This window comes from Ureibacillus massiliensis 4400831 = CIP 108448 = CCUG 49529, assembly GCF_000772965.1.
In the GTDB taxonomy this organism is placed as follows: domain Bacteria; phylum Bacillota; class Bacilli; order Bacillales_A; family Planococcaceae; genus Ureibacillus; species Ureibacillus massiliensis.
The window spans coordinates 173,123-185,977 of the sequence record NZ_JPVQ01000002.1; the positions used below are offsets into that span (position 1 = coordinate 173,123).

12 protein-coding genes are annotated in these 12,855 nt (G+C 35.1%); 3 read left to right on the top strand and 9 right to left on the bottom strand.

Annotated features, from left to right (window positions below):
- Nucleotides 1-5: 5 nt before the first annotated feature.
- Nucleotides 6-1,085 carry a cytochrome c oxidase subunit II gene (gene coxB, locus CD30_RS02325; RefSeq protein WP_036171968.1) on the bottom strand — a complete coding sequence of 360 codons (1,080 nt, stop codon included), beginning with the start codon at nucleotides 1,083-1,085 and terminating at the stop codon, nucleotides 6-8.
- Between the two features lie 194 nt (nucleotides 1,086-1,279).
- The gene (gene cyoE, locus CD30_RS02330; RefSeq protein ID WP_036171970.1) at nucleotides 1,280-2,197 is read right to left on the bottom strand and encodes a heme o synthase; all 918 of its coding nucleotides are present in this window, start codon (nucleotides 2,195-2,197) and stop codon (nucleotides 1,280-1,282) included.
- 331 nt (nucleotides 2,198-2,528) lie between these two features.
- On the opposite strand from cyoE, the gene CD30_RS02335 reads away from it, so the two are divergent.
- Complete coding sequence (locus CD30_RS02335) at nucleotides 2,529-3,461, top strand: COX15/CtaA family protein (protein ID WP_036171973.1); 933 nt, start codon at nucleotides 2,529-2,531, stop codon at nucleotides 3,459-3,461.
- 171 nt (nucleotides 3,462-3,632) lie between these two features.
- Here CD30_RS02335 and pyc read toward each other — a convergent pair whose 3' ends face one another.
- From pyc to CD30_RS02350, 3 genes are all read right to left on the bottom strand, one after another.
- Complete coding sequence (pyc, locus tag CD30_RS02340; RefSeq protein WP_036171976.1) at nucleotides 3,633-7,067, bottom strand: pyruvate carboxylase; 3,435 nt, start codon at nucleotides 7,065-7,067, stop codon at nucleotides 3,633-3,635.
- A gap of 10 nt (nucleotides 7,068-7,077) precedes the next feature.
- Complete coding sequence (locus CD30_RS02345) at nucleotides 7,078-8,253, bottom strand: FtsW/RodA/SpoVE family cell cycle protein (RefSeq protein ID WP_036171980.1); 1,176 nt, start codon at nucleotides 8,251-8,253, stop codon at nucleotides 7,078-7,080.
- Between the two features lie 65 nt (nucleotides 8,254-8,318).
- Nucleotides 8,319-8,600: an Fpa/YlaN family protein gene (locus CD30_RS02350; RefSeq protein WP_036171983.1), complete on the bottom strand. Its 282-nt coding sequence runs from the start codon at nucleotides 8,598-8,600 to the stop codon at nucleotides 8,319-8,321.
- A gap of 179 nt (nucleotides 8,601-8,779) precedes the next feature.
- Here CD30_RS02350 and CD30_RS02355 point away from each other — a divergent pair, with 179 nt between their 5' ends.
- A complete protein-coding gene (locus CD30_RS02355; RefSeq protein WP_036171986.1) occupies nucleotides 8,780-9,280 on the top strand; it encodes a molybdopterin-binding protein in 501 nt (166 codons plus the stop codon).
- A gap of 11 nt (nucleotides 9,281-9,291) precedes the next feature.
- On the top strand, nucleotides 9,292-9,498 hold the full coding sequence (locus CD30_RS02360) for a YlaI family protein (protein ID WP_036171989.1): 207 nt from the start codon (nucleotides 9,292-9,294) through the stop codon (nucleotides 9,496-9,498).
- 151 nt (nucleotides 9,499-9,649) lie between these two features.
- On the opposite strand, the gene CD30_RS02365 is transcribed toward CD30_RS02360, so the two are convergent.
- The 4 genes from CD30_RS02365 to CD30_RS02380 form a co-directional block, all read right to left on the bottom strand.
- On the bottom strand, nucleotides 9,650-10,444 hold the full coding sequence (locus CD30_RS02365) for an ABC transporter permease (RefSeq protein ID WP_036171992.1): 795 nt from the start codon (nucleotides 10,442-10,444) through the stop codon (nucleotides 9,650-9,652).
- Nucleotides 10,431-11,204, bottom strand: coding sequence for an ABC transporter ATP-binding protein (locus tag CD30_RS02370; protein ID WP_036171995.1), 774 nt, complete (start codon nucleotides 11,202-11,204; stop codon nucleotides 10,431-10,433). Before CD30_RS02370 ends, CD30_RS02365 begins: the two co-directional genes overlap by 14 nt.
- 1 nt (nucleotide 11,205) lies before the next feature.
- Nucleotides 11,206-12,204 (bottom strand): ABC transporter substrate-binding protein, encoded by a 999-nt coding sequence (locus CD30_RS02375; protein ID WP_036171998.1) that lies wholly within the window; start codon nucleotides 12,202-12,204, stop codon nucleotides 11,206-11,208.
- A gap of 291 nt (nucleotides 12,205-12,495) precedes the next feature.
- Complete coding sequence (locus CD30_RS02380) at nucleotides 12,496-12,855, bottom strand: YlaH-like family protein (protein WP_036172000.1); 360 nt, start codon at nucleotides 12,853-12,855, stop codon at nucleotides 12,496-12,498.

The window sequence follows — 12,855 nt, forward strand, 5'->3', positions numbered from 1 at the left end:
TCTATTTATTGTTCTACAGATAAGCTCATGATATAGTCTGCTACTGCACTGATTTCTTCGTCTGATAATTCATTATACTTACCTGACATCAAGTTACCTGGTTTGTACTCTTCTGGATCATCAATCCATTTTACCAAGTTTTCTTTAGTATGATCTAAGAAACCAGCGATATGGCTACGATCGCCAAATGTAGTTAAATTTGGTCCCATTGCAGCTCCTGTAGGCATACCAGTTACAGATGTAACGGCGTGACAGCCTAAACAGTTTGCAGCAAATGTTGCTTCACCTAAATCAGTAGATTCAGCATCAGCTGTTTGTCCTTCTGTATCTTTCATTGAAGCAACCCAAGTATCGAATGCTTCTGGAGATAAAGTTTTAACTTTGAAATCCATTAAAGCGTGTGAAGGACCGCAAAGCTCAGCACATTTACCATAGAATACGCCGTCTTTTAAGTCTTCTGATTCTTCATCAAATTCTAGGTAGAACTTATTAATATTGTCTACGTTCGTATCCATCTTACCACCGATAGATGGAATCCAGAATGAGTGCTTAACATCTGCAGCTTTTAAATTGAAGTACACTTTTTCACCAGTAGGAACAACTAATTCTTGTGCTGTTACGATACCTAAATCAGGATATTCGAACTCCCACCAGTATAATTTTGCTGTTACATTTACTGTTAAAGCAACTTTTTCATTATTTTCATCCACTTCATCCATTGCCGCTACATCGGCAAATTTATAAGTAGACGTTAAAGTTGGTACAGCTAAGATTATTAAAAGTACAATCGGAATCACTGTCCAAATTGTTTCAAGTACATGACTACCTTCAACTTGTTTTGGCATGTGGTCTTCGCCTACTTTAGATCGGCGGAATTTAACAAAAGCATATAAATAAATAACAGAAACAACTACTACAACTAGCGTCATGATTGTAATTGAGAATAACAATAAATTAAATTGTTCTTTCCCAACTGCACCAGCTGGTTGAAGTGTAGAAATATATTCTTCACCACAAGCTGAAAGAAAAACTGTCATTACTGCCAATAGCGAAAATAGACGCCATTTTTTAAGCCCTTTCATCATAGCTTAATAAAACCCCTCTTTCTTTGTTGTATTATCATGTGTAAATTAGGACATTGGTATTTGCTATATATGTGAATTCTAATCTTAAGAAGAATCCCCTTAATTTAAAATGATTACACACGCTGTTTTAGATATTAAGTTGTGCTAATAAGTAATTCTTATGAATGATTCTAAGAAGAATTCAAATTAGCAAGCTAAATAAATATCGCAAAGATGATCATTAAAACAAAGGTTGTTGTCATGTGATTTAACGAATAGACAAACATTTTATTTGCCCATTTTATATCATCTTTTGTGCTAAAACCAGAAATCGCTAAACATAGCCATCCTAAGTTTAATAATGTTGCTAGTACTAAGAATACTATACCTAACTTATATAATAAGAACGGTAACGGTATTAACAACAAAATCCAAAGTAGCATTGATATTTTTGTCCTTCTAAAACCTTTCACAACAGGTAGCATCGGTATATTTGCAGCACTATATTCATTTTTACGTTTCATTGCAAGTGCATAAAAATGCGGTGGTTGCCATGCAAACATAATTAAGAATAATGCTAGTGTTTCCCAACTGAATGTAGGATCTACAGCAGCCCAGCCAATGATAGGTGGAATTGCACCGGATATACTTCCTACTACCGTGTTACTTACAAACCTTCTTTTAGCCCAAATAGTATAAAGAACTACATAAGCTAATATACCAATTAGTCCCCACATGCCGGCAACGATTGATGCCGTAAATAACAAAATTTCGCCTACAATTAAAAATGAAAGAGATATTGTCAAAACGATGTTTGGTTTAAATCTGCCAGTTACAGTTGGTCTTGCTTTCGTTCTTTTCATTATTGGATCAATATCCTGATCTATGTAATTATTCATCGCCGCAGATCCACCAATAATTAAAGCAGCACCTAACATCGTGTAAGCGATTAAATCAAGATATTGCAGAAAGTGCAAACCTGTAAACTGAAATGCTAACCACATACCAGTAAAGGTTGTTACTAAATTAGAATTAACAATTCCTATCTTGATAAGCGCGAGAAAATCTTTTAGAAAAGAATTAGTAACAGGACCTGTTTTTCTAGCAGCAGTTAGTGCTCTATCGTTTGACATAATTTCCTCCTTTCATTTTTGTAAGCATATTCCGCTCACAATAACTATATCGAAATTTGTTCTTGATTTCTAGATATTAAGTGAAATTTAGAACAAGATAGTCGAAATGGAATTGTTTGCAGGATTAAAAACACAATAGCACTATATTAACGCATTTTACTCCTATTTTTGTGAAAGTTAAGATACAAAGTTGTGAACAATTTGTGAAATAGCTCTACCTTCTATTATGTGAATCTCGTTTGAAGTTGTCTTTTATCCATTTATTCGCTATCATCATAAATGGCAGTAACGCTTTAATAGCGTTTTTTATAGATAAAGAAGGTGTTCTTTTATGCAACAAAGACAAAATAAACTATTAAAATGGATTGCAGTTGCAACAACACTCGGTATGTTATTTATTTTATTAGGTGGCGCACTTGTTACAAAAACAGATAGCGGTTTAGGCTGCGGTAGACATTGGCCTGGCTGTAATGGTGAGCTTATTCCTACAAAAATAACAACAGAAGTATTAATAGAATTTTCACATCGATTAGTTACTGGTGCTGTTTCAATCCTTGTACTTCTCTTAGTTATTATGACTTGGCGAAAGCTAGGACATATTCGAGAAGTGAAGTTTTTAGGTGTACTGGCAATCTTCTTCTTGTTAGCACAAGCGTTAATTGGTGCTGCACAAGTACTTTGGGGGCAAGGCGATTTCATTTTAGCCCTTCATTTTGGTATTTCTTTAATTTCATTTGCTGCGATATTGTTATTGTCAATGATCGTATTTGAAGTAGATACGAAGTTCGATGCTGATAAGGTATTTATAGATAAAAAACTTAAATGGCATACGGTCGGAGTCACACTTTATTCATATATTGTCATCTATACTGGTGCACTTGTTCGCCATACAGGGTCTTCCCTTGTATGTTTAGATTGGCCATTCTGTGACAACAGTCAGCCCTTTGCATTACCGAACAATATGTACCAATGGGTGCAAATGGGACACCGTATTGCAGTTCTAATTATCTTTATTTGGATCGCTTATATTACTTGGTATGCAGTGAAGCATTATAAAGATCAGCGCGTTATCTACTGGGGATGGATCGTAAACTTTACCCTAGTAGTATTGCAAGTCATTGCCGGTATGTTAGTAGTATTAACACTGCTTGATTTATTCGTATCATTACTGCACTCATTGTTTATTACATTATTGTTTGGAATGTTCTGCTACATGATTTTATTAATCGCGCGGAGCAATCATAATGAAAAGAGAAATATGTAATTATAATGGAGAAAGAGGAATCACATCTGTATGGTGAGATTCCTCTTTTTATATTTTGTCTATGAAGATGCTGTTTTGCGAAAGTTTTTTTCAAATAAAAAACCATAAACAAACTCGAATCTATGTTCCAGTTTGGCTATGGTTTAGAGAAAATCCTATAAATTAAATTCCTTATTCAAATTCTATCAACAAATCTCCAGTAGAAATGGCGTCTCCAGCTTTTGCATATACTTCTTTTACTACACCGTCTTTTGGTGCTTGGACAGTCGTTTCCATTTTCATTGCTTCAGTAATTAATAAATGATCTCCACGTTTTACGGGGCTTCCTTTTGATACAACTACTTTTAACACAGTTCCTGGCATTGTAGCACCAATTTGATTTGGATTACTTGGATCTGCCTTTAAAGTAATTTTACCGTCGACCTCAACAGTTAAGTCCTGAATAACGAGTTCTCGAGATTGACCATTTAATTCAAAGTAAAGAATACGTGTTCCATCATGTTGCGGTTCACCAATTTCAATCAACTTTATAATTAACGTCTTCCCTTTTTCAATCTCAACCTCTATTTCCTCACCGAGCTTAAGACCATAAAGGAATGTTGGTGTATCTAACACAGAGATATCGCCAAAAGAATCAGTAGCTGATAAATAGTCTTCAAATACTTTTGGATATAATGCATAAGCTAATACATCCTGCTTCGACATTTCACGGTTGAACTTTTGAGATAGCATATTTTGAATTTGATTGAAATCAACAGGCTCAAGTAATTCACCAGGGCGGACAGTTATTGCTTCTTTATCCTTTAGGATTACTTTTTGTAACTCTTGCGGGAATCCCCCATGAACTTGACCTAAATATCCTTGGAACAATTCAACTACTGAATCTGGAAAATCAATTGATAACCCTCTTGTATAGATATTCTCTTCATTCAAATCGTTTTGCACCATGAACAAAGCCATATCGCCAACGACCTTTGATGATGGCGTTACTTTTACAATGTCACCAAACAACATATTCACACGGGAATACATCTTTTTCACTTCTTCCCAGCGATCGCCTAATCCTACTGCTTTTGCTTGCTGCTGTAGATTACTATATTGTCCACCTGGCATTTCGTGAACATATATTTCAGAATGCGGACTCTTCATACCACTTTCAAAATCACTGTAGAAGCTACGAACATCTTCCCAATAATAGGATAGTTGCTCAAGTGCCTCGATATCTGCCTTAATCTCACGTTTACTACCTTTCATTGCATAATAAAGTGAATTGATGCTTGGCTGAGAAGTTAATCCTGACATAGAGCCTAGCGCAGTATCAATGATATCGACGCCCGCTTCAATTGCCTTGGCATAAGTGTAAATACCATTCCCACTTGTATCATGGGTATGAAGATGGATAGGTAAGTTCGTTGCGTCCTTCAACTCTGATACGAGGCGATATGCTGCTTCCGGCTTGAGTAAACCTGCCATATCTTTAATCGCTAATATGTGTGCACCCTGTGCTTCAAGCTCTTTCGCCATATCTTTATAGTACTGAACTGTGTATTTCGCTCTTGAATCATCCAATATATCTCCTGTATAACAAACTGCCGCTTCAGCGATTTTACCAGTTTGACGAACTTCATCAATCGCAATTTCCATACCTTTTATCCAGTTTAAACTATCAAAAATACGGAATACATCAACTCCAGCGTTAGCAGATTCTTTAATAAACTCTCGAATTAAATTATCAGGATAATTTTTATAGCCTACTGCATTCGCGCCTCTTAATAGCATCTGGAACAATACATTTGGCATTTGTTCACGAAGCTTTTCTAAACGTGCCCAAGGATCTTCTTTAAGGAATCTATATGCTACGTCAAACGTTGCCCCACCCCATAATTCAAAGGAGAAGAAATTGTGTAACAGACGGGCATTGTAATCAGCAATTTGATACATATCCTGAGATCTTACTCTCGTCGCAAGAAGTGATTGATGTGCATCACGGAAAGTAGTATCGGTAATTAACACATTTTGTTGTTCTTTTATCCATTCAACCAGACCATCTGCGCCTCGGCTGTCTAAAATTTGTTTTGTTCCAGCAGGAATATCTGTCTTTAAACTAATATTTGGCTTTGTAGGCTGAACGAAAATCGGTTTCTTCTGCTTTTCGATACCTGGAAAGCCATTTAGGGTTACATTTCCAATGTAGTTTAATAGTTTTGTTCCACGGTCTTTTCGAATAGGAAATTCAAATAATTCTGGTGTTGAATCAATAAAGCTTGTATCAAAGTCACCAGAAATAAATTTAGTATGCTTTACTACATTTTCTAAAAACGGAATATTCGTTTTCACTCCACGAATACGGAATTCTCGCAAATTTCTGTCCATTTTAGCTGCAGCTTCACTAAATGTATTTCCCCAAGTAGATATTTTAACTAATAGAGAATCATAGTACGGCGTTACAACAGCCCCTTGGAAGCCATTCCCCGCATCTAAACGAACACCAAATCCACCACTAGAGCGATAAACCATTATTTTACCTGTGTCAGGCATAAAATTGTTTGCAGGATCTTCTGTTGTCACACGTGATTGTATCGCATAGCCGAATAATGGAATATCACTTTGCTTTGGAATATTAATATAATCTGAATGTAATGCATATCCTTCTGCCACTTTAATTTGTGCGTGAACAATATCAATACCTGTAATCATTTCTGTAATTGTATGTTCAACTTGAATTCGCGGATTAACTTCAATGAAGTAAAATTCATCTTCAGCAACTAAAAATTCAACTGTTCCTGCATTGATATAATTTACATTTTTCATTAACTGAACAGCTGCATTACAAATTCGATCGCGAAGATCTTTTTGAAGCGCATTTGAAGGTGCAATTTCAACTACCTTTTGATGTCTACGTTGGATCGAACAATCTCTTTCATATAAGTGAATGATATTCCCAATGCTATCTCCTAATATCTGTACTTCTATATGCTTCGGTTTTATAATTGCCTTTTCAACATATACTTCATCTGATCCGAATGCAGCTTTTGCTTCAGATTTTGCCCGTTCATAGCTCGATGCCAATTCATCTTGAGATTGAACTAAACGCATTCCACGGCCACCGCCACCAAGAGCAGCTTTTATCATTAAAGGGTAGCCATAAGTATCCCCAAAGGCTTCTAATTCAGCAAGTGAACTGACTGGCCCATCACTTCCTGGAATTACTGGAATTTTAGCATTGATCGCTTGCTGTCTTGCCTTTACTTTATCCCCGAACATATCTAAATGCTCTGATTTAGGTCCAATAAAAATAATACCTTCTTCTTCACAGCGTCTTGCAAAATGGACATTTTCAGATAAAAAACCATATCCAGGATGTATTGCATCAACATTGGCATGTTTTGCGATTTCGATAATTCCATCAATATCTAAATAAGCATCGATAGGTTTTTTCCCAACTCCAACTAAATAGGATTCATCAGATTTATAGCGATGATGTGAACCGCTATCCTCCCTTGAATAAATGGCCACTGTTCGTATGTTTAGTTCATTACAAGCTCTAAATATACGTATCGCAATTTCCCCTCTGTTTGCTACTAAAATCTTGTGAATCTTTCTCATCTTCCCACCCCTATTGTTTTTTCTTTTCTAACTTTACATACATAGAGACATTTATCAGTATACCCATAGCTAGTGATAGCATGATTAAAGAAGAACCCCCATAACTGATAAATGGTAAAGTAACACCTGTTAAAGGAATCAAACCGGAAACCCCACCTAAATTAATAAAAGTTTGGATGGCTAACCAGCTAGCAATACCAGCAGAAATCATTCTAGCTAGTGGATCTTTAGTTTTCATAGCAATATATAAGCCTCTAAAAACGATAAAACCTAGACCACCTAATACTAGAATAACACCAAAAATCCCCAATTCCTCTGCTATTATTGCCATTATAAAGTCTGTTTGCGGTTCTGGTAAATAACCTAGCTTTTGTACTGATTGTCCTAGTCCGACCCCTTCTAGACCACCTGAACCTATTGCTATATAACCATTTATAACTTGGTGTCCTGAACCAGATTCATATTCAAATGGATTTAAAAATGACTGTAATCGACCTAATCGATTGTCAGTAAAAATACTATCCCCTTTTACAAGTAGTATAAAACCCATCAACGCGCCACCAAGTAACCCTAGAACGGAGAAGAATTTAAGATATGCTTTAAAGCTCATTCCACTTGCTGCAACTACCGCAAATGCTATACCAGATAATATAATAACCGCACCTAGATCTGTCTCATTCGCAACACAGAAAATGATAAAAATCCAGATGATAATAGGGTAAATAATATTGTTTGGCTGTAAATTTTCTAGAGGATTATTTAGACTTTTTCTATAAAAGGCACCAGCAAAATACAAAATTACAAATAGCTTTGCAACTTCGGATGGTTGGAAATTCATTACCCCTAAATCAATCCAACTTTTCGAACCGGTTTGTTCCATACCTACACCAAAAAACCAAAGCCAAACTAGTATGAATATCATACCCGCCGTCATTGCTACCATCAATTTCTTATTGCTATAGTGTTTATATGGTAAAAATGCGCCAAAAAGAAATACTAGCGATGAAATAACTAAATTTATTAACTGTTTATTATAAAAATAATCAGGTGGCGCTTCTTCTTGAACAATAGCAACCATCATGCTTGAACTATAAATCATGATTAGCCCAAATAAACATAAAAACACATATGTAAAAAATATAGGATAATCAAAATTCCTCACATAATATGCAATGTATTTTCTCATTACCTAAAACCTCTTCATTAGAAAAAAAACTCAAATCGCATCTACAGCGTTTTGAGTTGATTCTATTATTTGTTTGTATATGCATCGTGCAATAAAGATAGTTCTTTTTCGAGTGTATCTAGAATCTGTTTTCCCTTTTCACGCGAAATTAAATCTAGTTTTACTGCAAAATCAATTTCTCTAGATAGCCCAAACATCTGTGTATCTAATACTTCTTCATATAAAGGACAAGACGGCATTGTTAAATGATCCATCTGAACTTTTATTAATTTTGCAATTTTATCTGCATCATGAAGTAATAATTCTAAAGCTTTCTCTTGAAAGGAAGCTTGACTTTTCGTATCCATGAGGACGCCCCCATCATTTGATATTTCTTCTATTCTATCTTTATAAAGTTTATCTTTTGAAAGATAAAAAAGCAAGTGAATTCACACTAATTGAGTCATACTAAATTATATTTCTTTATTAATTTATCCTACAAGCGTTATACTGTACATGATATCTATTTTAGGGGGAGTAGTAGAACATGGAAAATATCATTCCTATAAAAGGTGCTGTTACATATAAAATCACATTAGATCCTACTGTTTGGATATTCGACGATCGTCGTCTTGATTTAAAAACATATTTTACAGAAAAAAATGAGCACGAATCAGAAGACTTAAAATATTTACTCGCTATGGGTAAACATTGGTCGAGAGAAATAATGGAAGGTGCTACATTTCCACCTACTTTAAAAACTGAAAGAAAGTTTGATCGCCAAGGTATGAAAACTGGTACATTTGGCATTGAAATAAAATATTTCCTTAAAAACGCAGGCGTACAAGATGATGCTACTCGTGTTGTTTTTGAATGTAAGGATGGTTCAGAGCATTCATTTTCCCTTGAAGAGGCAAATACATTGATCTTTAAATTCAGCCAGGATGGTAAACCGCTTACAGAGGATGGGCCTGTTCATTTATTATTAGGCGATGGTTCTAATGTCGATCATCCTATAAAAAATATTAGTGCAATTCGTGTTGAGTAGGAGGAACGTATATGCGTGTTAAATGTGTCATATGTGATACGATAAACAACATCAATGATGACTTACCACTTTCAAAAAAATTACGTAATCGACCTATTCATACGTATATGTGTGATAATTGTCATGACAGAATTTCTAAAAAAACGGAAGCGCGAATCGCAACGGGAAAATTCCGTTTCTACCGAAATTCAACAAGACAAGCAGAAGAGTATCTATAATTTTTTTAACATTGAGATATTGCTTTGATTTAACTAACAATTCCAGTCTCTAGCAAAGTGTTATTGTAATGAAATTTCACTATCGGTTAAATGACAAAAATCCTTGAACATTTTTATTGTTCAAGGATTTTTTATGTGTAAATGGAACCATCTATTCATCTTTAATTAACTTTTTTTCTAATAACTCAACCAGCTGGTACATAATCGTTGCAAAAATAGCTATTACCAGCAAGCTCATTAGTACAAGATTGAAATTAAATACTTGGAAGCCATAAATGATTAAATATCCTAATCCTTGTGATGACACTAAGAATTCACCTACAATTACACCAACCCAAGATAATCCAACATTTACTTTTAAGGTTGAGATAATCGTAGGAAAAGAGGCAGGTAATATCGCTTCTTTAAACATCTGTACACGTGTCGCATTAAATGTTTGTAGCACCTTTAAATAGTTTGAATCAACGGTTCTAAATGCTGTATAAATGACGATTGTTGATATAATAACTGAAATAATAGCTCCCATTGTGATAATCGATTTCATACCAGGACCCATTGCTACGATTAAAATTGGTCCAAGTGCAACCTTTGGCATTGAATTTAATACAACTAAATATGGATCCAGCACTTTTGATAGAAATGGTGACCACCAAAGAATAGCTGCTAATATTGTCCCTATAAAAGTCCCAAGGATAAAACCAAGGACGGTTTCAAATAATGTATAACTAGAGTGATAGAGTAGTGAATAATCACTTACCTTCTCAATAAGCAGTTCTACAATTTTAATAGGTGAGCTGAAGATAAGAGGATCTATCCAACGTAAATTTGAAGCCACTTCCCAAAGTCCGAAAAATAAGATTAAAATTAAAAGCTGATAAAATCGTACCCATCTTTTTTCTTTTCTTAGATTCGCTTTAAACTGTTCATGTAATTTATTGATGTTCAAGGCTCTCCAGCTCCTTCCATATAGTCTGGAATAGCTCGGAATAACTTGAATGTGAACGCGCTTCGAATGGAGTTAAATTTTTCAAATCAGCAGGAACTTCAAAGGTTTGATACAATCGACCAGGACTTGGAGAAAATAAGAAAATCCGATCACTCATGGCGATAGCTTCCCCAATGTCATGTGTGACAAGAACAGCAGTTTTCCCATATTCTTTCATTAGCTTATGGACTAGATCTTCAAGCTTTAATTTAGATTGGTAATCAAGTGCCGAAAATGGTTCATCAAGTAATAAAATTTTTGGGTCAACCGCTAAGGTTCTTGCTAATGCAACCCTTTGTCTCATTCCACCTGATAATTCTCTAGGATACTTTTTTTCTATCGAAGGTAAGCCAACATCTTCTAAGAGTGTTGATGCAATTCCCTTTGACTCTTCTTTATTTTTATTTAGTAATTTCAACCCCAGAGTTACGTTTTCCTCAATAGTCTTCCATGGAAATAAATAATCTTGTTGAAGCATATAACCAATTGACAAGTCAGCATTTGCAAAAACATCCTGATCCTCAATGAGCACTTTTCCTGCAGTAGGTTGGAACAATCCAGCGATAATTGATAAAAGTGTTGTTTTTCCGCAACCACTAGGTCCAACAAATGAAACAAACTCACTTTTTTCAATTGATAAATTAATATCTTGTAATGCTTCAGTCGCTGCTTCGCTAGAGAAATATGTGTGATGAACATTGCTGACAGTTAGAAAACTCATTTTAATCCGTAACCTTTTCTGCGAATGTAGTATCCACCAGTTCTTCGTATGGAATTCTTTCAGGTAATTCTCCAGCTTCATCCATAATATTTTGTAAATTGTTCCATTCTTCTTCATCTAAAATCGGATCTTTTGCAAATGATTCTTGAGCACGATATCGGTCAACAACTGTAGCAATTAAATCAACCTCTGTATCTTCGAAATATGGAGAAATTGCATTTGCAACTTCTTCTGCTGAGCTTGAATATACAAAATCTTGAGCCTTTTTAATGGCTCTTGTAAATGCTTCAACTGTTTCTGGACTTGCATTCATAAAGCTATCCTTCGCCATAAATACGGTATAAGGTACATGACCTGACTCAGTACCAAATGAAGCTACGATATACCCGACCCCTTCTTCTTCAAAAATACTTGCAGTTGGTTCAAATAATTGAACAAAATCACCAGTTCCTGAAGCAAAGGCTGTTGATATATTTGCAAAATCAATATTTTGAATTAACTCTAAATCCCCATGAGGATCAATACCATGTTGTTTTAAAACAAACTCCCCTACCATTTGTGGCATACCACCTTTACGTTGGCCAAGGAATGTAGAATCTTTTAACATATCCCATGTAAAGTTTTCAATTGGCTCACGAGAAACTAAAAACGTCCCATCAGTTTGTGTTAATTGCGCAAAGTTTTTGATTGGGTCGTTTGCGCCTTGAGCAGCGACATAGATTGACGTTTCTGACCCTACAAGAGCAACATCTATACCATCAGACAATAGGGCTGTCATTGTTTTATCTCCACCGGGAATCGTTGATAAATCAATTTCAAGTCCTTCTTCTTCAAAGTAACCATTTTCAATGGCAACATAAAGTGGGGCATAGAAAATGGAACGCGTTACTTCACCGACTTTTACTTTTTGCATCCCCTCACCGCCACCACAAGCTGCCAATACTAGTAGCATTAAAAATGAAAAGAAAACAAGTAAACTTGGCTTCAACCAATTTTTCACGTACTCTAACCTCCTCTTTCTCGATCTTTTATCTAGAGTAGATTATGCAAATACGAAAAAATGTGTTAATACCCAATGGAATATAGGCGGCAGGCTTAGAAGATTTATCGAAATTGGATTACTCTTTTTGCCGTTGTCTATTAAGCGCTTAGGGTTCTCTATTATCTTGGCGGCATTGTCTATTATCATTCCTATTGTATACAGCTTTTAATATAAAAATAAAAGCAAGCAGAGAAAACTTTCTATTTTCTCCACTTGCCTTATTTGTCAGGATATATCTAATAGCATTGATTATTTTGTATCTGCAGCAGATGCTTCTCGTTTTTCACGCCATAAGCGGATTTTGTAAACAATAAGAATTAATGCTGCTACAATTAGTCCTTCCATCATAGGTAATGAAAGGGCAAAGAATGTCAAAACAATACATCCTATGAACAGACAGATGTAAATAACAATGTTTTGCCAAAAATTTAATTTTCGTGCAAATCCTAGTTGATAAACAATTGCACATAAAATAAATATAGAAAAGAAAACGATATACCCAGCAACAGTATAGTTTGGTGCATTTTCATAAATGAATCGACTAATACCTGTTAACTCATTTAATACTTCTGTCTCCGTTCCATCTCTCATTTCAGATGCTTGTATCAT

What these genes read in the sequence shown, in the direction of transcription:
- cyoE (WP_036171970.1), bottom strand. Translation starts at nt 2,197, where the DNA reads ATGTCAAACGATAGAGCACTAACTGCTGCTAGAAAAACAGGTCCTGTT.
- CD30_RS02345 (WP_036171980.1), bottom strand. Translation starts at nt 8,253, where the DNA reads ATGAGAAAATACATTGCATATTATGTGAGGAATTTTGATTATCCTATA.
- CD30_RS02380 (WP_036172000.1), bottom strand. Translation starts at nt 12,855, where the DNA reads ATGATACAAGCATCTGAAATGAGAGATGGAACGGAGACAGAAGTATTA.
- CD30_RS02360 (WP_036171989.1), top strand. Translation starts at nt 9,292, where the DNA reads ATGCGTGTTAAATGTGTCATATGTGATACGATAAACAACATCAATGAT.
- CD30_RS02370 (WP_036171995.1), bottom strand. Translation starts at nt 11,204, where the DNA reads ATGAGTTTTCTAACTGTCAGCAATGTTCATCACACATATTTCTCTAGC.
- coxB (WP_036171968.1), bottom strand. Translation starts at nt 1,085, where the DNA reads ATGATGAAAGGGCTTAAAAAATGGCGTCTATTTTCGCTATTGGCAGTA.
- CD30_RS02355 (WP_036171986.1), top strand. Translation starts at nt 8,780, where the DNA reads ATGGAAAATATCATTCCTATAAAAGGTGCTGTTACATATAAAATCACA.
- CD30_RS02350 (WP_036171983.1), bottom strand. Translation starts at nt 8,600, where the DNA reads ATGGATACGAAAAGTCAAGCTTCCTTTCAAGAGAAAGCTTTAGAATTA.
- pyc (WP_036171976.1), bottom strand. Translation starts at nt 7,067, where the DNA reads ATGAGAAAGATTCACAAGATTTTAGTAGCAAACAGAGGGGAAATTGCG.
- CD30_RS02335 (WP_036171973.1), top strand. Translation starts at nt 2,529, where the DNA reads ATGCAACAAAGACAAAATAAACTATTAAAATGGATTGCAGTTGCAACA.